Here is a 16,836-nt window from a genome sequence, read left to right as displayed (position 1 = left end):
GGCGGCGCGGCAGGATATCAGGTGGCGGGAAGAAGGGAAGTGCCGGACGCAGGCTACAGCCGGCTTAACGATTTCCGCATGGAGCATATCATGCTGGGCGGAGCCGAGGATCCTACCGGAGGGGCTGCGGCCACAGGGCTTCCGCGCTGGAGGCAGCAAGTCCAGTATGCAGTAGGACACACTCTTAACGATTTCTACAGTCTGCAGCCAGAGGTGCGCAGGGAGACGCCTATCCAATTTCTGCTGGAGCGGCGCTGGCCGCCCAAAGGAACAGCTTTTCCTTCGCTAATGCACTATTGGGATATCAAAACGGCGGTGGCTGACGAGCTGATGCGCATTGTCTCCGGGAATCATACCCGCGAGGTGCCGGTGATGCTCTATGAGCAGTGGCATGTTCCGGTACCGGAGCTGGAGATCGACCTGGCGATGATTTTTCAACTGGCCTGGAATTCCGCAATAAATGGACGCTGCTTGAATATCCAGAAATTTATGGTGAACGGAAATGAAGATGTGATCACCGGATTTCTGCACATGGCTAATGTGTTCTGCCATAAGGCTTATGGAGAACCAGCTGAAACCATTGAAATATATACTTTGCTTGACGGCCGCCGGCATATCTTTGACGGAGCAGGTGTACCGCTTGGCGAATCACTTGATTATGTGCGATTGTTGTCTGTATTCCTGGAGGGCGAAGCCATGGCCTATCCTGCATTAAAATACGGAGAGCGCAGGAACGAGAAAAGTGAGGAATCCTTCGGAAGATACGGATTAATGTAATCCGTAACCAAGTGGACTATCCATTCCTTCCCGGAACGCGATAGGCTTGCCAAGCAGGGGACATGAAGATATGGTTAAGGGCAGGAGGTGTTCCAGCCCATGCCGGAAACAATTAAAACCTATAACACCGCAGTGGAAGCGACGCTTGAAGTGATCGGAGGCAAGTGGAAGCCGGTGATTCTATTCTTTCTTACGTTTGGCAAGAAACGCAATGGGGAACTGATGGGCCTGATGCCAGCTATTACGCAGAAGGTGCTAACGCAGCAGCTGCGGGAATTGGAAGAGGACGGAGTCATAAAACGGACTTCTTATAATGTGGTTCCACCGAGAGTAGAGTATGAGCTGACGGAATATGGCTGGAGTCTAAAAGCAATTCTTCACCTTCTGTGCAAATGGGGCGATACGCACATTGAACGGGTGTACGGTGATCGGGCCATTGTATTGTCTGAACGTGAGCGGAATGATAAAACGGCCGGCCTCTGAAACAGGGACCGGTCGTTTTTCTTAAGAAAAGCTATCATACATACAGGGAGTATTGCTTAAGGGATAACCTTCGCTTTTCGGAGCCCGTCAAAAATATTCATGAACATACTCTCCGTTTCTACGAACTCATGGAAGCCCAAGCGGCGTGCTTTGGTACCGTCTGCAAAAAAATCGTAATCCCAGGAGAAGACAAAGTCCCCGAATGCCCAGGATGATACGCTCTGATAGCTGTTTTTTTCCAAGCCGTACTTCTCTACCATGTTATTCCACAGTGTCTCCTTATCCTCCATGACTACAGACAGCGACATCTGAAGAGGCGGAGCCGTTTCAAGATTAAAATACGCGGCGATTTTAGGCCACATCTCACTCCAGCGGAACAGGTCGCCGTTCGTAATATTAAAAGCCTGATTAGCACAGCGCGTATCGGTTGCCGCCCATATGGTCGCTTTCGCCAGCAGCCCTGCGTCAGTCATTTCGAGCAAGCTATGATAGGCCCCAGGTTTACCGGGAAAACGCAAAGGCAACCCAAGCTCCTTCGACATGGAGGCATATATGGCAATAACGAGGGCAAGATTCATAGGATTGCCAAGTGCGAATCCGCCGACGACGGAAGGTCGCAGTGCTGACCAGGTCCATCTTTTCCCTTGCTGCCGCTTTTCAAGAAAGTTCTGCTGATCAATATTGAATTCCGGCGGCATATGATTGGGATCGGTTTCCCTGGCAGGCGTTTTAAAGGGTCCTAGGTGAGCGCCATATACTTTATAGCCCTGCATAAGACTGATATGCTGCAGAGCATGGGCCGCCGGTTCAATAACATCTACTACGTTAACCAGCATGGCGAGGTTTGGGGGGACAAGCTCCGCCCAGGTGGGCTTATCCTGATAGGCTGCGTAAAAAATATGTGTCACTTCCGAAAGGCTGCCTAACTTTTGGCGGACGTCCAAAGGGTCGAGCAAATCGGCGGAAATGTAGCGGATGCGCGTAGTATTCTCTCCACCCCGGCGTGACACGCCGATAATGTCCCATTCGGGCAGCGTAATGAGATGTTCGATCAGATTGCGTCCAATCACGCCGCCTGCGCCGACAACGAGGGCTGTTTTTTGCGGTGTATGTTCTTCTTTTGAATTCATATTCATTGTCCTCTCTCTCTCTCTGTGTATTGGATTTGGATACACCCCAAGTATGGATCGCGGGAAGAGGGATGAATAGTACGCACTTTGAAGTCATATAGGAACCTGCAGGTAACATAAGGAGCTGGACTCACCGGCAATCAAGAAAGCCCCTTGCTGCTGGCGAAGGGTGCCAAGCGACAAGGGGCTGCTGTATGTTGTACTATTGTGCTGCAATAGAGAGGCAGGGAATTCAGCCGGTATAGCGGTAGTAATCCTGCTTGTTAAGAATTACGAATCCGCAGCTCTCGTATAACTTAAGCGCGTTGGGATTGTCCAGTGAAACCTCCAGATTCACACTGTTATAATTGCGCCGCTCCCGCTCGATGGTCTGCAGCAGTGCACTGCGTCCGATACCGAGTCCGCGCAGCTTCTGGTCGACCGTAAATCCGAAAATCCAGGTTTCGTTATCCTCCGTGGACAGCCGCATCTTACCGGCAGGCTGTCCGTTCATTTCAATGATGATATGCTCCTCCAGCCCTTCATGTTTATACATTTCAAAAACTTCGGCCGCATCCTCTTCCGACATGTTAAAGCCGCCGCTGTCCAGCTTAATGAGGATGGATTCCTCGTCCTCGCGAGCGGGCCGCAGCACCACGGTACCGGCAGCAGAACTGGCTTCTCCGGAGCCTTGCGGCAAAGTGCTTCCATCCCATTTCATCTGGTATTCGGCATGATTGAAGACCAGTGGCAATGTCTGCAGGAATGCTGAACCCGAAGCTGAATTGGCGGGCGTATTCAGCAGCAGTGTGGTAACCTTTTTCTGCTTAATAATGCTCTGGGCCCGCATCCAAAGGGAGGTGAAGATTCCGCGGCGGCGGTAGCCCGGGCGGACCATGCCGCATATTTCCATTTCGCTGGAGAAGCTGTATAGTCCGATGAAACCGACCAGCAGTTCCTCTTCGTAGGTTACCAGCCATTCCGTCCCGCCGGCCGCTGAAGGCAGCCGCAGCATATCCCAATTCAATTTGAGGGAGATTCCCTCGTATTGCTCGCAGCGCTGCTGCAATTCTTCTATATCTTTTAAAGTGTCAGCTGTAGTCAAACCGTTTCCTCCTAAGGTTGTGAGCGCTCAGCGATGAAGCTTTAGCTCCCATAGATTCATAGTATTTAAGGAAACGGGCATGGTCTTAAGACCGGTTTCCGTCTCCGCTGAGTACATCCGAGTACTCTTCATGTTTTTTGAATTGATGCGCAGCATAAGAGCACACGGGGACAATCTTCAAATTCTCTTCACGGGCCTTGTCCACAACCGCGCGTACAAGTTTTTCACCGGCACCTTGACCGCGCAGATCCTCAGAGACGTAGGTATGGTCAATGACCAGTGTTCCTGTAGCCTCTTCCAGTCTGTATGTAATCTCGGCAAGGTCCTTACCGTCGCCTGCAATATAGAAACGTCCTTCGCCTTGTTCAATCAGTTCCATATTCTTCACTCCTGCCTAAATGTAATGCCTTTATTTTACTACCCTGATTTGGAAAAAGCGAGAACTGTACACAATGACTGCCTGTTTTCATGGAAGAACTTAACACCAGCTGGAAGGGGATGCGGAATGACTTGCACTTACGCTGCTACATGCCCTAAGATTAAGACACTAACGCTGTAACGAATAGAAGTTGCATCAGGAGGAAAGCCCATGGAATACGAGATAGAGGTTCAGTTTGAGCCTGTTTATGAGTTAGTAAACAGCATACATACGTTTATCTGCAAGAAATCCAATAAAAAAATTGATCTGGGTACCCCGTGGGCTGCCGAAGTGGCAGGCAAGCTTAGTCCAGGGCTTCTTAGTGCACTGGAGGAAACAGATCTCGGGAATGACTGGAAGCTGCTGAACCTGCTGATCTATTTATGTCCGGCCAAACAAAATGTGGAGAGTGCGCTGAACTGGCTGGAAAGTCTGTCGGTCGGTGAAATATACGAAACCCTTGCCGGGCATGTCAGTGTGTTTCCTGTCCAGATGGAGCAGTTCCGCAGCCGGATGACCTACCTGTTAACCGAATGGAACCGGCAATACTTCAGCACCAGTGATCCCGCCATTCTCGCTAAGCTGCAGGAGCATACGAAGGAACGGAACAGGGAACTCAAGACAAACAATACTTCCGATTTTGTCAACAAGACAACCAATGGTTTCTATTTCTTGCCGGGGGACGGACTGCGCAGGCTGGTGCTAATCCCGCAGTTTCATTTTCAGCCTGTCAACATTATTTACAACTTCGGCACTTTGACCATTTGTCATTATGCGGCGAGAATTATGGTCACAGATGAGGAAATATCTCCATTTATGTACAGGGCTCTACGCAGTCTGGGTGAAAAAAGCCGGCTGAAGATTCTTCAATCGGTCGGCGGAGAACGCAAAACGTTCACAGAAATCGTAAAGCAAGCGGGCATCTCCAAAGGGATCGTACATGATCATATTTTCAGTCTCCGGTGTGCCGGTCTGCTTCATGCCTACATCGAAGGGGAGAATGTCACCGCATACAGCCTTCGTCTGGAGGGGATTCACCGGATGAATGAGCAGCTTTTTAAATATTTGAATTGAACCCGGTACACCCTATAATCCTTTACAAAGCTAAGGTATTCTCTGCTGAAGAGAAGCTTTGGCTTTTTTTGTAATGGAAAAAACGCCAGTGAATTCTGTTTGTGGAGAATTATTTTTAAGTTCTCTCTTTACAGAACAGAATTTACTTTCTATAATGTGAACTATCGGTCATTAATCATACTTAGTAGGTAGGAATTATCAGTCTTTATAAAATGGAGAGAAAAGAGATGATTTTGTGAGAAAAAGTACGATTTTATTGTCCACCTTACTGATAGCAGGTTCACTGCTGCTCTCGGCCTGCTCGGACAACGGCAGTGCGAACAACTCTGAAGTTGTGGACACCCCGGCTACGGCCTCTGCAGATACTGGCGGAACCGAAGCGGCAGCTTCACCGGCACCCGTGCCGGCTGGCGCACTCAGCGAGCCTTTCACGGCAACTGACTTGTCGAAGCTGCCCGCAGTTGCCCAGAACCGTACGGATACGATAATCGTCGGACTCACCGACCCCAGCGGCGCGTTTACACCTTATTTCCAGGAAAGTGGTTATGACGGCAACGTTTCTTCTCTGCTTTATGCTTCACTGGTAACGGTAGATGACAAAGGTGTTCCTACTCCGGAGCTTGCCGAAAGCTGGGATGTGTCGGAGGATCAGCTTACATACACCTTCCATTTGCACAAAGACCTGAAATTCAGCGACGGCTCACCGCTCACTGCGGATGATGTGGCTTTTACCTGGACGATTCAATATGACAAGACTTATGACGGGGGGTCCTCGCTGCCTTCGCTCAATGTGCAGGGCGGCAAAGCTTACAAAGAAGGTACTGCCAAAAGCATCGAAGGCATTAAGGTTATTGACCCGCAGACGATCTCGGTAACGCTGGAGCAGCCAAATGCTACGGCACTTGTGGTACTTGGCTCCAATGTGCTGTCGAAAGCCTATTATGGCAAGGACTACAAATTCGGCGAGCTGGAGTACATTAAGAAGCTGCATGAGAAACCGCTTGGCGACGGTCCTTACAAGCTGGAGAAATTCATCCCCGGGCAAGAAGTTCGGCTGGTGGCTAATGAGAACTACTTCAAAGGCAAACCAAAGACCGAACATTTCATTTACAAAACCTCTGAGGGCGACGTTTGGCAGTTCCTGGAGACAGGAGAAGTCGACTATGCTTCCTTCAGTGCCACAGAAGAAAATATCGAAAAGCTGAAGGGACTCGGGTATGTGAATATCATTCCTTATACACCGAGCACTTACGGCTACATGCAGGTTAACCTGAAGCATGAGCAGCTCAAGGATAAGCTGGTGAGACAGGCGATAGTCTACGGCCTTGATCGTCAGAGTATTTACGTGGACGCTGCCCAGGGTGCAGGCTCCATTGCCAATATTCCGGCATCGCCGATCTCCTGGTCATATACGGAAGAGGGCATCAATCCTTACAAATATGATCCGGAAAAAGCCAAACAGCTGCTGGATGAGGCCGGTTGGACTGTAGGTGCGAACGGTATCCGCGAAAAAGACGGCAAGCCGCTCAGCATTCACTATCTGGGCTCCAAGAGTAAAAACACCGACATCTTTATTGCTGTAGCCAAAGAGAACTTTGAAGCGCTGGGCATTGAGTTCCAACCGGAAATTTTCGCAGATTTTAACTCGCTGGTTTCGAAGGTGGAAGGCGGGGATTATGATCTCGTATCCTTCTCCACACCTATGCTGACCGATCCGGCTGACGGATTCATGCAATTCTTCGACGGTGAAATTAACGATTACGAAAATCCGAAATTCCTGGAGCTGTACAATAAAGCACTGGCCACTACCGATATCGAACAGCGTAAAGCAGTCTACAAAGAGCTCTACCAGCTGTTAAATGATGAACTTCCGATCATTTTCACCAGCTACAAAAAGACAGTGTACGCCTATAACGGCCGCATCCAGAATCTTACGGTCAGCCCATTCATCGGGCTTGCCGGCAGCCTGCCGGACTGGACTCTGCAATAATTAACTGTTCGTCCCCTGCCGGGTATGCAACGGCAGGGGACGAATCCATAAGGAGCCAATCATGAGTACTTATTTGACAAAAAGACTGCTGTATATATTCATCATTCTGTTTGCGGCATCACTGCTCATTTTTTGCCTTTATGCTACTACGCCGGGGGACTTTATCACCGGGAATATCAAGCTGACTGCAGAACGCAAGGCGGAGCTGCGGGAGATCTACGGCCTGAACAAACCGGTGCTTGAACGATATGGCATATGGATGAAAAATGCACTGCACGGGGATTTCGGATATTCGCTCGCCCAGCAGAAGCCGGTGCTTCAGCTGTTCAACGACTATATCTGGAATTCTTTTTTGCTGGCGGCGGTATCAACCTTTCTGACCTGGGTTATCGCGGTCATTATCGGAGTGATTTCTGCCTATAAGCAATACTCCTGGTTTGATACGCTGGTGATGATTGCTATATTCGCGGCGATGTCGCTTCCGTCTTTTTTTATCGGCCTATTCCTGATTAAAATATTGGCGGTTGACTTCAAATGGCTGCCGCCTGGCGGAATGACGACCACAGGCAGCAATGCTGCAGGTATGGCATATCTCAAAGATGTTGTGCGTCATATGACGCTGCCGGTTATAGTGATGACCTTGCTTGGGCTGGGCTCACTAACCCGGTATTTCCGCAGCAATATGATAGATGTGCTGAAACAGGATTATATCCGCACAGCCCGCGCCAAGGGCTTAAAGGAGCGGAAGGTGCTGTTCACCCATGCGCTGAGAAATGCGCTGCTGCCAGCCATTACGCTCGTTGGCTTCGAGCTTCCGGCGCTGTTCGGCGGGTCAATTATTATCGAGCAGATCTTCAACTGGCCGGGCATCGGCCAACTGTATATGAAGTCCTTCGGGCTGAGGGATTATCCTCTGCTGATGGGCTTTACGATGCTGCTTGCCATTCTGACCGTGATCGGAACGCTGCTCTCGGATATTTTGTACCGGGTTGCCGATCCGCGTGTCCGGTTATAGAGGGGGGATGACATTGTGGCAGCTAACAGCACTTTAAACGAGCTTCACAGGCCTGCAGCCAAGGTCCAGAAATCCTCACTGTTCCGGCAATCAATACGGAGACTGCTTCATAACAAGCTGGCGGTATCCGGTTTTGTAGTCGTTGTATTTATGTTTGTTCTTTGTTTTATCGGTCCTTTGTTCTCGCCGTATACAGATAACAAAATCAATATGGCCATGATGAATAAAGCGCCGAATCTCAAACATTGGCTGGGAACGGATGCGCTGGGCCGCGATATACTGACGCGGGTGATGCAGGCCGGACGCATCTCGCTTACAGTCGGACTTGCTTCGATGGTATTGTCCGTATTTCTCGGCGCCCTTCTGGGGGCGATAGCCGGTTATTACCGCGGAATTGCTGATCAGATCATTATGCGTATTGCGGATCTGCTGATGACGATTCCCAGTCTGCCGCTGCTGTTCATCTTCGGTGCGCTGCTGTCGGAATGGAAGATTCCGACGGACTACCGGATGTATATTGTTATGCTTATGCTGAGTATCGTGAACTGGCCGGGTCTGGCACGGATGGTGAGAGGCCAAATGCTCAGCCTGCGGGAACGCGAATTCATGCAGGCTGCGGTAGTGCTGGGGCTTAGCGACCGCCGAAAGCTGTTCAACCATCTGCTTCCGAACATTGTTCCACTGCTGATCGTGATGGCGACGCTTAACATCGGCGGAGCGATCCTCAGCGAATCCGTACTCAGCTTTTTCGGCTTGGGGGTTATGCCGCCGACGCCGACATGGGGGAACATGATTGATGCTGCGAATAATATGATCGATTTCCAGAATCGCCCTTGGCTGTGGATTCCGCCGGGTCTGTCGATATTCGCCACGGTCATTGCCATTAATATATTCGGTGACGGCCTCAGAGACGTGCTTGATCCTAAACAGAAGAGGTAGGTGTCCAACATCCGATGAAGGATTTAATGACGATAGACGGTCTCAGCACCAAGTTCTTCACAGAAGAAGGGAATGTAACAGCCGTTGATAATGTAAGCTTCCAGGTACGCGAAGGGGAAACGGTCTGCATTGTCGGGGAATCCGGCTGCGGCAAAAGCGTAACCGCCATGTCGATTATGGGACTGGTGGAGAAGCCCGGAGGGCGGGTTGCCGGAGGAAGTATAGATTTTCAGGGAGAAGATTTATTGCAGCTAGATCAAAATACATTGCGGGCGATCCGCGGCAACGAGATTGCCATGATCTTTCAGGAACCGATGTCATCGCTCAATCCGGTAATGAAGATCGGGGAGCAGATTATGGAGCCGCTGACCGTTCATTTGAAAATGAAGAAAAAAGAAGCCCGGCTGCGGGCGATTGAGCTGATCCAGCAAGTGGGGATCTCCCGGCCTGAGCAGATTGCCGACAGTTACCCGCATGAGCTGAGCGGGGGAATGCTGCAGCGGATCATGATCGCCATCGCTATTTCCTGCAATCCGAAGCTGCTGATAGCCGATGAGCCGACTACGGCGCTGGATGTTACGATCCAGGCGCAAATTCTGGATATGCTGCGCGGGTTCAAGGAAAGCTCCAAAATGTCGATCCTGCTAATCACCCATGACCTTGGGGTCGTGGCAGAGATGGCTGACTATGTGATTGTGATGTATTCCGGCAAAATCGTCGAGGAGGGCGAGGTTGTCGAACTGTTTAAGAATCCCAAACATCCTTACACACGAGGTCTGCTGAAGTCAAAACCTGTGATGGGCCAGCGGCAAGAGGAGCTGTATTCAATCCCGGGGCAGGTGCCTAATCCGCTTACGCTGACTCCGTCTTGTTATTTCCATGACCGCTGTGAGCACTGCATGCCGGTCTGCCGCAGCCGCCAGCCGCAGCTCCAGGAGACGGGCAGCGGGCAAAAAGTATCCTGCTGGCTGTATGAGGAGGCGGAAGTCCATGTCTGAGGCACTGCTTGAAGTTAATCATTTGAAGAAGTATTTTCCGGTCACGCAAGGTCTGCTGAGCCGTACGGTAGGACATGTTAAAGCTGTGGATGATATCAGCATCCGGCTTCAGCCGGGCGAGACCTTCGGGCTTGTCGGGGAATCCGGCAGCGGCAAAAGTACGGTAGGCCGGACTATTCTGCGGCTGACCGAAAAAACAGCCGGAGAGGTTAAGTTTAAGGGTGTGGACATTCACAGCCTTTCACCCGCTGAGATGCGCCAGCTGCGGCCCCGGATGCAGCTGATTTTTCAGGACCCCTACAGCGCACTTAATCCCAGAGTCCGGGTTGGTGACGCCATCGGCGAAGCTCTGCTGGATCACGGATTATGCTCCAGAGCGGAGGTCCGGGGGCTGGTGCTGGATGCGCTTGAAGCCTGCGGCTTGTCCTCCTATCATATCGACCGCTTCCCGCATGAGTTCTCCGGCGGCCAGCGCCAGCGGATTGGAATAGCGCGGGCGTTGATCCTGAATCCTGACCTCATCATAGCCGATGAGCCGGTCTCGGCACTGGATGTGTCCATTCAGGCCCAGATCATCAATTTGTTCAGCAAGCTGCAGCAGAGTAAGGGACTGGCCTATTTGTTTATTTCCCACGATCTCAGCGTAGTGGAGCATTTATGCTCCCGGATCGGTGTGATGTATCTGGGCTCCATGGTGGAGACAGCGGCTAGGGACGAATTGTTCCGCCATCCGCTGCATCCGTATACCAAGGCGCTGCTTTCGGCGGTTCCCGTTCCGATTCCAAAGCTGAAGCGGGAGCGGATCGTGCTGCAAGGCGATATTCCGAGCCCGGCAAACCCGCCTTCCGGCTGCAAATTCCATACCCGCTGTCCGTTTGCCGTGGAGGTCTGCAAATCGCAGATTCCGGTGTTCCGCGATGCCGGCGGAGGCCATTATGTGGCGTGTCATTTGGCATAACTTCTTATAAATATGTATTATAATTGAATATTTACCGATTTTGACTTGGTGTACTGGCAGTGCTATACTGTTTCCACAGCAGGTAAATATGGTTAATAATAGACTGATTAGACCTATACATCTAATTGGTCTTGTTTTTTTAATACTTAAGTCAGTTGTTCGTAGTAACTCATTGCAGCCCAAGCTGACAAAACTAAGCATATGCATTCGAAGCCAGTTTTGTTCGTAGTAATTCATTGCAGCCCAAGCTGACAAAACTTTTAGGAGGAAATATCATGAATACCACAGTACGTTTGACTGAAAGATCCGGCTCGACCTCTTCACAGCGGAGCAAAGGCTTTGTACCGGTTGTCGTCTACGGTGCAGGTTCAGATAGCCAATCCTTTACAGCGGATGTGAAGACATTGAACGAAATTCTCGGCAAGAACCCGCGGGCGATTCTCAAGGTGGAACTGCCGGATTCCGGCTCCAAGAATGTGGTGATCCAGGAAGTGCAGCGCCAGCCGCTTTCACGCAAGCTGCTGCATGTGGACCTGCATCAGATTGATATGAAGGCTGAGCTGGACACCAAGGTTGCTTTCCACTTTACCGGTGATCCTGTCGGCGTCAAGAGCGGCGGCAGTCAGCAGGTGGAGCTCTATGAGCTGGATATCCGCACCTTGCCGGACAAGCTGACTGCTACCTTTGAAGTAGATATCAGCGGCCTTGATATTGGCGATCAATTGCTGGTCTCCGATCTGCCGAAGCATGAAGGCTGGGAAGTATTGACACCAGAGGATACACTGATCGTACGAATTTCGCCTCCTGTCGCTGCTGAAGAGCCGACGGATACGGATACTGCCGAACCGGCAGCAGCCGTGGCTTCCGAAGAGGGCAAGACGGAAGAATAAGCTACTTAGCGGACTTGAAGATTTAGTTTAAATAGGAGCAGACATTTCCTTAACAAGGAGCTGTCTGCTCCTTTTGTGTGCAATGATTTGGCTGATGTGACTTGGTATGGGGCCGGGAAATTTGCTGTTTCATAATTTACAACGTAACAGTGTTATGTTACGATCGTTTCAAGGAGTGATCAAGATGGAAGAAGATTTGATCTCCAAGAAGGATCTGCTGGAGCTGACCGGCATTTCTTACGGGCAGTTGTACCGCTGGAAACGGAAACAGCTGATTCCCGAGGAGTGGTTTATCCGCAAATCTACGTTTACCGGGCAGGAAACCTTTTTTCCGAAAGACAGAATTCTGGGTCGGATCCATAATATTATCCACATGAAGGATGATCTTTCACTGGATGAGCTGGCAGACAGGTTAGGTGATACTTCAACTCTCTACAAGCTGTCGTTGACGGCGAAGCAAATGTTAGAACGTAACATTGTTTCGAACTTGACCCTGGACAGATTCGGTGGGTTGGACGGAGGCGGAGTTCAGGAATATGCCTTTGAGCAGATTGTACATCTATTTGCCGTTGACCTCTTGCTTAGCCAAGGCGAGGTGAATCTGGAGGAAGCCGACAGGCTGTTCTATACACTGACGGTGAATACGCAGAGGTTCGAGGGGAAGAGCTGGGAGCTGTTTTTTGTCCGCAAAATGGGCGTTAGCATGTTCCTGCTCGCTGCATCTCCAGCCGATCTGGTTTTTGATGAGGGTGTAAGGCTTGTTAGCAGACTCGCTTTCACGGATTTGCTGGAACAGCTGAAGGGCAAAGTGAATTAAGGAGGAATGGTTAATGCTTATTGATAAACAACTGCCGGATTTGCAGATGGCCGGAGTGAGCGGCGCCGCAGGCGGGACCTATAACAACGTTAATTTGGACGGAGTAAGCCGGGTGAACGGGCCGGTTCTGGCGCGGAATTTCAAGGGCAACGGGGTTATACAGATGAACGGGAATCTTTCAGCAGAAGAAATGGACGTGAATGGAAAGCTCAAAATCAACGGCAGCTTGGAGTCCGTGAGAATGCAGCTGGACGGAATGGTCACGATAGATGGTCCCCTGCGCGGCGAGAACTGTATCCTGAACGGGATGATCCGTGTAACAGGAAGCTGCGAGCTGGAGCGTTTTGAGGGTGAGGGGAGTTTTACAGTAATCGGCTTGCTTAGTGCGGGATATATGGATTTCACTCTTGAGGGGCAAAGCAAGGCGGATGAGATCGGTGTGGAGAGCCTGATTGTCCGGCAGAGGGATTCACATCTTGTGAGCAAACTGCTGGGCGGGTTAATTCCCCGGTTTAGAACTGAGCTGCTTGCCAAGGTCATTGAAGGTGACTATCTTGAACTGGAAAATACGACAGCGGATATTGTGCGGGGCGACAAGGTCATAATCGGAATAGGCTGCAGGATCGGGCGGCTGGAATACCGCTCGGAACTGAAAGTGCATCCTGGTTCAAGTGTGGGAAAGGTGGAGAAGTACGGTGAGTAATGCTGCTGAGCGCAATAATCTGAAAATTCTTGGAACTTCATCGTCTATGGGCGGATGCTTTCTCGATGTGAAGGTGACCGGTGAAGGCAAGTTTGCCGGAGATGTGGATTGCCTGAGCTTTTCTTTGACCGGGAACAGCGGGATTTCTGGTAGTCTGCGGACGGAGAAGTTGAAGCTCACCGGTGAAATTGAAGTGAAAGAGCGGCTTACGGCAGGAGCCCTGCACGGACAAGGGGAGATAAAGTGTGGCAGCTTAAGCGCTGAACGATTCAAGTTGAGCGGCGATCTGGAGGTGTCTGGAGATTGCGAAGCGGAGAAGCTGCAAATGACCGGTGCGCTTAGGGTAGGCAGGCTGCTGAATGCAGACAATCTGGAGCTTGTGCTGTTTGGACCCAGCCGATCGTCAGAAGTCGGGGGAGGCAGCATTACCATCAAGCGCAGCAAGGCGGGGGCTCTGCTGAAGCAGGTTCAGCCGAAGGAGATTCTGTTCACAGCACGGGTGATTGAAGGAGACCAGGTAGACATTCAAAATACCTGTGCAGAAGTGGTGCGGGGGGAAAACGTCATCATTGGTGCAGATTGCGAAATCGGGATCGTGGAATACCGCGGCAAGCTGGAAATTCACAAGAGTGCCACCGTGAAGCAGCAGGTGAAGGTTACGAAGTAAGCCGCCGGATACACCGCCTGTTGCATGAGAAGCCAGAAGCCGGATGCCGCAGGCTGAAGAACAGAGTATGCTGCCACTTGTTCTGTCAGTCTGGACATTCCGCAGCAGGCTTTGCGGCAGCCCCGGCACTAAGCTTGCCGGGATACCTGAAAGCGAAGGACGGTCTTCAGCTTCTCCGGCGCTGTTCTGCGGGCATCTGAAATATAGATTTCCCTGTGGGTGTGGGCAACCCGCTGCAAGTCATGTTCGGAACAATATTGTTCCATCCGCGCGAAGCTCTGCGGCTCCTCATCGTAAGAGCCCAGATGAAGCATTTGCACACTTAGGCCGTCTTCGGAGCTTCCGAAGGCGGCTTTATGCAGAAGTGGATGCGGTTTGGTAGTCTTCAGCTTCTCCAGGATGTCACCCGCAAGATCGGCTGTCACAAAATCAGGCTGCCTGATCATCAAGGTATAGAGCAGGTCGTCTTTGTCTAGGACAGCTTTCTTGCGGCCCTCAGGGTTCAGATCCCAAATGCCTTCCAGCGGGAAAACGGTATAATCGTAGTAGCTCTCAGGTGCTGGTCCTTTTTTGGGAAGCATCTTTACCGCGTAAGCCAGAGAGTACAGTACACCTACAGCATCGGCAAAGGTCTCACTGTTCGGATTGCCCTCTCCCTGCAGCATAAAGTAAGGAAATGCAGGCACTGTAAGAATTGCTGGTTCGACGGCGGGCAGATACAGGGCCTTGTCCTGCTTTTTCCATTCGTATTTCATAGGAATCACCTCATCAATAGATTGTGTTAATCTAAGAATAGCATGTGTAACTAGACATAAGAGTGTCATCTTCGACCGGAGTAGATTAGAAAAGTAGAAGGATGTAGAATAAAGAGTAATGTAATATACTGGCATGAATTAGGAGGAGCTTCAATGATTGGTCAAGCTGAATTGGTAATTGACGCGAAAGCACTGCTTGGGGAAGGCGCCCATTGGGACGGACAGGAAAGTAAACTTCATTGGGTTGATATCGAGGGCAGACGGCTGAGAATTTATGAACCTATGGGACAAGGCGAGGAGATCTATTCCTTCGATAGCATGGTCAGTGCGGCAGTGCCGGCCGCAGACGGCGGCTGGATACTTGCGCTGCAGGACGGAATCTATAGCTTCAAGAAGAACGGGCAGCCGCAGCTTATCGCTGCAGTGGAGCCTGAGCTGCCCCGCAACCGGCTGAACGATGCCAAATGCGACAGTGCAGGCCGGCTATGGTTCGGCACCATGAGTATGGATTCAACACCGGGGGCGGGCAATCTGTATGTCATGGAGCCTCATGGGGAGGTGCGCCATGTCTTGCCGGACATCGGCATCTCAAATGGACTGGCCTGGGATGACAGCCGCAGCTTGATGTATTACATTGATACGCCGACCCGGGGCGTGGATGTTATGGATTATGATCTGCAGAGCGGGACAGTCAGCGGACGCAGGACCGCTTTTACTTTGCCGGAAGGTGCAGGCGGTCCTGATGGGATGACGATTGACCGTGAGGGCATGCTCTGGGTGGCCCAGTGGGGCGGGAGCTGTGTCTCGCGCTGGAATCCGCACACCGGGAAACAGATCGGCAAGGTTGAAGTGCCGGCCAAGAATGTAACCTCCTGCACTTTCGGCGGCAAGGCGCTGGACGAGCTGTACATCACTACAGCGAGAAGCGGGATGAGCGAAGAAGAATTGCAGCACTGGCCGCTGGCTGGAGGACTGTTTAAGTTCAAAGCCGGGGTGCAGGGAGTGCCGGCCAATGTTTTTGCAGGCAAAGTGCGGTAGTATGGGTTACCTGTTGTTTTAATAAAAATATAGTTATCTTAGTGCTTAGTCTCGTTTATTGATTGATATGAAGAACTACATGCTACACGTATGGGTGCTTAATTTATAATCGCTAATAGGATGTAGAGAACGTAGCCCAAGCGAAAGCTCGGGAGCGTTCTCTTTTTTGTCTAACTGAATAAATCTTGAAGAAAACAATTGATCGTTCTTTATTCAAAACGAGGGCTCTTCATACGCAATTTTGAATAGTACACGATACCCAGAGAAATTTTATAATCACTCTAAAGTTGCATTACTTAATCCCATCGTCATCGCTAGCACACCACACCCAAGTCCCTTCAACAGGACACTCAACATGGGCAATTCTGTCATAGAGGCTTCCGTCATAACTACCACGTGGATTACGTGGTTCATTCATCGTACCACAAGATACTGGAAAGATTCCTTCATTCCATTTTCCAATTTCTCTATTGGCGCTATCTAAAAAATGATAGACTAACGTTGCTGAATATATTCCTTCAGGTTCAGCTCCTAGTGAAGTTACTTTAAAACTACTTTCACATGTGCCATCTTCCCAAATAGTAATTTCATGACCATCTAGCCGTGCTAAATCTAAATTTTGGTCATCGTCATGCAATATATGTGGGTCGGGTTCTAGAGGCGCTGTCTTCCCAATTAATGTCAAGCCCGTTATTTCTCTAAAAATACCCGATATAGATTGTGAATTTTGATATGTCTTTGTTTTTTTTGGTACTTGCGTCATTGTTAACCTCCTAAGTTGTAGTTTTGGTGATACAGTAATATTATTTTCAAGGAGATGTTAGTTTATTCGACTGATTTCTTAAGGGACAAAGTCCTAAAGCTAGCTTTTAAAAAACAAGTACAATTAGCGTCCTAAAACTGGCACTCAAGTATCCTACAGCATAGGAAATGGCCAAGGCAACTCAGGACGAACAAAGGCAATCTCTGATTACAATTGGTGCTAAAACCACAGCTACTAAAGCTTCTAAGACCTAAGTGGTGTTTTTAAGTGGATTCCAAACAACGGCAGCCATGAACGAAATATCGTTCTAGACTGCCGTTGCTCTATTGAATTAAGG

The 16,836-nt window shown here is 50.2% G+C and carries 18 protein-coding genes; 13 read left to right on the top strand and 5 right to left on the bottom strand.

Features of this window, described 5'->3' with window-relative positions; genetic code table 11:
- The first annotated feature begins 21 nt into the window (after window positions 1-21).
- Window positions 22-777: a hypothetical protein gene (locus MHI45_RS06100; protein WP_144024271.1), complete on the top strand. Its 756-nt coding sequence runs from the start codon at window positions 22-24 to the stop codon at window positions 775-777.
- A 99-nt stretch (window positions 778-876) separates the two neighbouring features.
- Complete coding sequence (locus tag MHI45_RS06095; RefSeq protein ID WP_038594293.1) at window positions 877-1,260, top strand: winged helix-turn-helix transcriptional regulator; 384 nt, start codon at window positions 877-879, stop codon at window positions 1,258-1,260.
- 56 nt (window positions 1,261-1,316) lie between these two features.
- Here the strand turns inward: MHI45_RS06095 and MHI45_RS06090 are convergent, their stop codons facing one another.
- The 3 genes from MHI45_RS06090 to MHI45_RS06080 form a co-directional block, all read right to left on the bottom strand.
- Window positions 1,317-2,390: an SDR family oxidoreductase gene (locus tag MHI45_RS06090; RefSeq protein ID WP_439823159.1), complete on the bottom strand. Its 1,074-nt coding sequence runs from the start codon at window positions 2,388-2,390 to the stop codon at window positions 1,317-1,319.
- 232 nt (window positions 2,391-2,622) lie between these two features.
- Entirely contained in the window at window positions 2,623-3,474 is an 852-nt protein-coding gene (locus MHI45_RS06085) for a GNAT family N-acetyltransferase (protein WP_076109781.1), read from the bottom strand.
- 85 nt (window positions 3,475-3,559) lie between these two features.
- Window positions 3,560-3,853: a GNAT family N-acetyltransferase gene (locus tag MHI45_RS06080; protein ID WP_076109780.1), complete on the bottom strand. Its 294-nt coding sequence runs from the start codon at window positions 3,851-3,853 to the stop codon at window positions 3,560-3,562.
- 210 nt (window positions 3,854-4,063) lie between these two features.
- On the opposite strand from MHI45_RS06080, the gene MHI45_RS06075 reads away from it, so the two are divergent.
- The 10 genes from MHI45_RS06075 (at window position 4,064) to MHI45_RS06030 (ending at window position 13,943) form a co-directional block, all read left to right on the top strand.
- Window positions 4,064-4,966: an ArsR/SmtB family transcription factor gene (locus MHI45_RS06075; RefSeq protein WP_076109779.1), complete on the top strand. Its 903-nt coding sequence runs from the start codon at window positions 4,064-4,066 to the stop codon at window positions 4,964-4,966.
- Between the two features lie 235 nt (window positions 4,967-5,201).
- Window positions 5,202-6,956: an ABC transporter substrate-binding protein gene (locus MHI45_RS06070; RefSeq protein ID WP_076109778.1), complete on the top strand. Its 1,755-nt coding sequence runs from the start codon at window positions 5,202-5,204 to the stop codon at window positions 6,954-6,956.
- Window positions 6,957-7,017: 61 nt separating this feature from the next.
- Complete coding sequence (locus MHI45_RS06065) at window positions 7,018-7,971, top strand: ABC transporter permease (RefSeq protein WP_038594276.1); 954 nt, start codon at window positions 7,018-7,020, stop codon at window positions 7,969-7,971.
- Window positions 7,972-8,049: 78 nt separating this feature from the next.
- Complete coding sequence (gene opp4C / locus MHI45_RS06060; RefSeq protein WP_379144776.1) at window positions 8,050-8,910, top strand: oligopeptide ABC transporter permease; 861 nt, start codon at window positions 8,050-8,052, stop codon at window positions 8,908-8,910.
- Between the two features lie 14 nt (window positions 8,911-8,924).
- Window positions 8,925-9,908: an ABC transporter ATP-binding protein gene (locus tag MHI45_RS06055; protein WP_038594270.1), complete on the top strand. Its 984-nt coding sequence runs from the start codon at window positions 8,925-8,927 to the stop codon at window positions 9,906-9,908.
- Window positions 9,901-10,866, top strand: a complete 966-nt coding sequence (locus MHI45_RS06050; protein WP_038594267.1) for an ABC transporter ATP-binding protein — start codon at window positions 9,901-9,903, stop codon at window positions 10,864-10,866. Before MHI45_RS06055 ends, MHI45_RS06050 begins: the two co-directional genes overlap by 8 nt.
- 275 nt (window positions 10,867-11,141) lie before the next feature.
- Entirely contained in the window at window positions 11,142-11,756 is a 615-nt protein-coding gene (locus MHI45_RS06045; RefSeq protein WP_341118922.1) for a 50S ribosomal protein L25, read from the top strand.
- A 184-nt stretch (window positions 11,757-11,940) separates the two neighbouring features.
- On the top strand, window positions 11,941-12,573 hold the full coding sequence (locus MHI45_RS06040; RefSeq protein WP_341118921.1) for a YhbD family protein: 633 nt from the start codon (window positions 11,941-11,943) through the stop codon (window positions 12,571-12,573).
- A 13-nt stretch (window positions 12,574-12,586) separates the two neighbouring features.
- Window positions 12,587-13,276: a hypothetical protein gene (locus MHI45_RS06035; RefSeq protein ID WP_076109774.1), complete on the top strand. Its 690-nt coding sequence runs from the start codon at window positions 12,587-12,589 to the stop codon at window positions 13,274-13,276.
- Entirely contained in the window at window positions 13,269-13,943 is a 675-nt protein-coding gene (locus MHI45_RS06030; RefSeq protein ID WP_083675522.1) for a hypothetical protein, read from the top strand. Before MHI45_RS06035 ends, MHI45_RS06030 begins: the two co-directional genes overlap by 8 nt.
- A gap of 128 nt (window positions 13,944-14,071) precedes the next feature.
- Here the strand turns inward: MHI45_RS06030 and MHI45_RS06025 are convergent, their stop codons facing one another.
- Complete coding sequence (locus MHI45_RS06025) at window positions 14,072-14,698, bottom strand: GyrI-like domain-containing protein (protein WP_076109773.1); 627 nt, start codon at window positions 14,696-14,698, stop codon at window positions 14,072-14,074.
- 153 nt (window positions 14,699-14,851) lie between these two features.
- On the opposite strand from MHI45_RS06025, the gene MHI45_RS06020 reads away from it, so the two are divergent.
- The gene (locus MHI45_RS06020) at window positions 14,852-15,736 is read left to right on the top strand and encodes an SMP-30/gluconolactonase/LRE family protein (protein WP_076109772.1); all 885 of its coding nucleotides are present in this window, start codon (window positions 14,852-14,854) and stop codon (window positions 15,734-15,736) included.
- A gap of 292 nt (window positions 15,737-16,028) precedes the next feature.
- Here MHI45_RS06020 and MHI45_RS06015 read toward each other — a convergent pair whose 3' ends face one another.
- Window positions 16,029-16,499 carry a hypothetical protein gene (locus tag MHI45_RS06015; protein WP_076109771.1) on the bottom strand — a complete coding sequence of 157 codons (471 nt, stop codon included), beginning with the start codon at window positions 16,497-16,499 and terminating at the stop codon, window positions 16,029-16,031.
- Window positions 16,500-16,836 lie beyond the last annotated feature (337 nt).

It is taken from the genome of Paenibacillus sp. FSL H3-0321 (assembly GCF_038002865.1).
Lineage (GTDB): Bacteria > Bacillota > Bacilli > Paenibacillales > Paenibacillaceae > Paenibacillus_AQ.
Note: the sequence above shows the minus strand (reverse complement) of the source record. Positions and strands in the feature narration are given on the sequence as shown.

Excerpts from the sequence above, each read along its gene's own strand:
- MHI45_RS06095 (WP_038594293.1), top strand. The coding sequence starts at position 877 with ATGCCGGAAACAATTAAAACCTATAACACCGCAGTGGAAGCGACGCTT.
- MHI45_RS06090 (WP_439823159.1), bottom strand. The coding sequence starts at position 2,390 with ATGAATTCAAAAGAAGAACATACACCGCAAAAAACAGCCCTCGTTGTC.
- MHI45_RS06080 (WP_076109780.1), bottom strand. The coding sequence starts at position 3,853 with ATGGAACTGATTGAACAAGGCGAAGGACGTTTCTATATTGCAGGCGAC.
- MHI45_RS06075 (WP_076109779.1), top strand. The coding sequence starts at position 4,064 with ATGGAATACGAGATAGAGGTTCAGTTTGAGCCTGTTTATGAGTTAGTA.
- MHI45_RS06065 (WP_038594276.1), top strand. The coding sequence starts at position 7,018 with ATGAGTACTTATTTGACAAAAAGACTGCTGTATATATTCATCATTCTG.
- MHI45_RS06055 (WP_038594270.1), top strand. The coding sequence starts at position 8,925 with ATGAAGGATTTAATGACGATAGACGGTCTCAGCACCAAGTTCTTCACA.
- MHI45_RS06050 (WP_038594267.1), top strand. The coding sequence starts at position 9,901 with ATGTCTGAGGCACTGCTTGAAGTTAATCATTTGAAGAAGTATTTTCCG.
- MHI45_RS06045 (WP_341118922.1), top strand. The coding sequence starts at position 11,142 with ATGAATACCACAGTACGTTTGACTGAAAGATCCGGCTCGACCTCTTCA.
- MHI45_RS06040 (WP_341118921.1), top strand. The coding sequence starts at position 11,941 with ATGGAAGAAGATTTGATCTCCAAGAAGGATCTGCTGGAGCTGACCGGC.
- MHI45_RS06035 (WP_076109774.1), top strand. The coding sequence starts at position 12,587 with ATGCTTATTGATAAACAACTGCCGGATTTGCAGATGGCCGGAGTGAGC.
- MHI45_RS06025 (WP_076109773.1), bottom strand. The coding sequence starts at position 14,698 with ATGAAATACGAATGGAAAAAGCAGGACAAGGCCCTGTATCTGCCCGCC.
- MHI45_RS06020 (WP_076109772.1), top strand. The coding sequence starts at position 14,852 with ATGATTGGTCAAGCTGAATTGGTAATTGACGCGAAAGCACTGCTTGGG.
- MHI45_RS06015 (WP_076109771.1), bottom strand. The coding sequence starts at position 16,499 with ATGACGCAAGTACCAAAAAAAACAAAGACATATCAAAATTCACAATCT.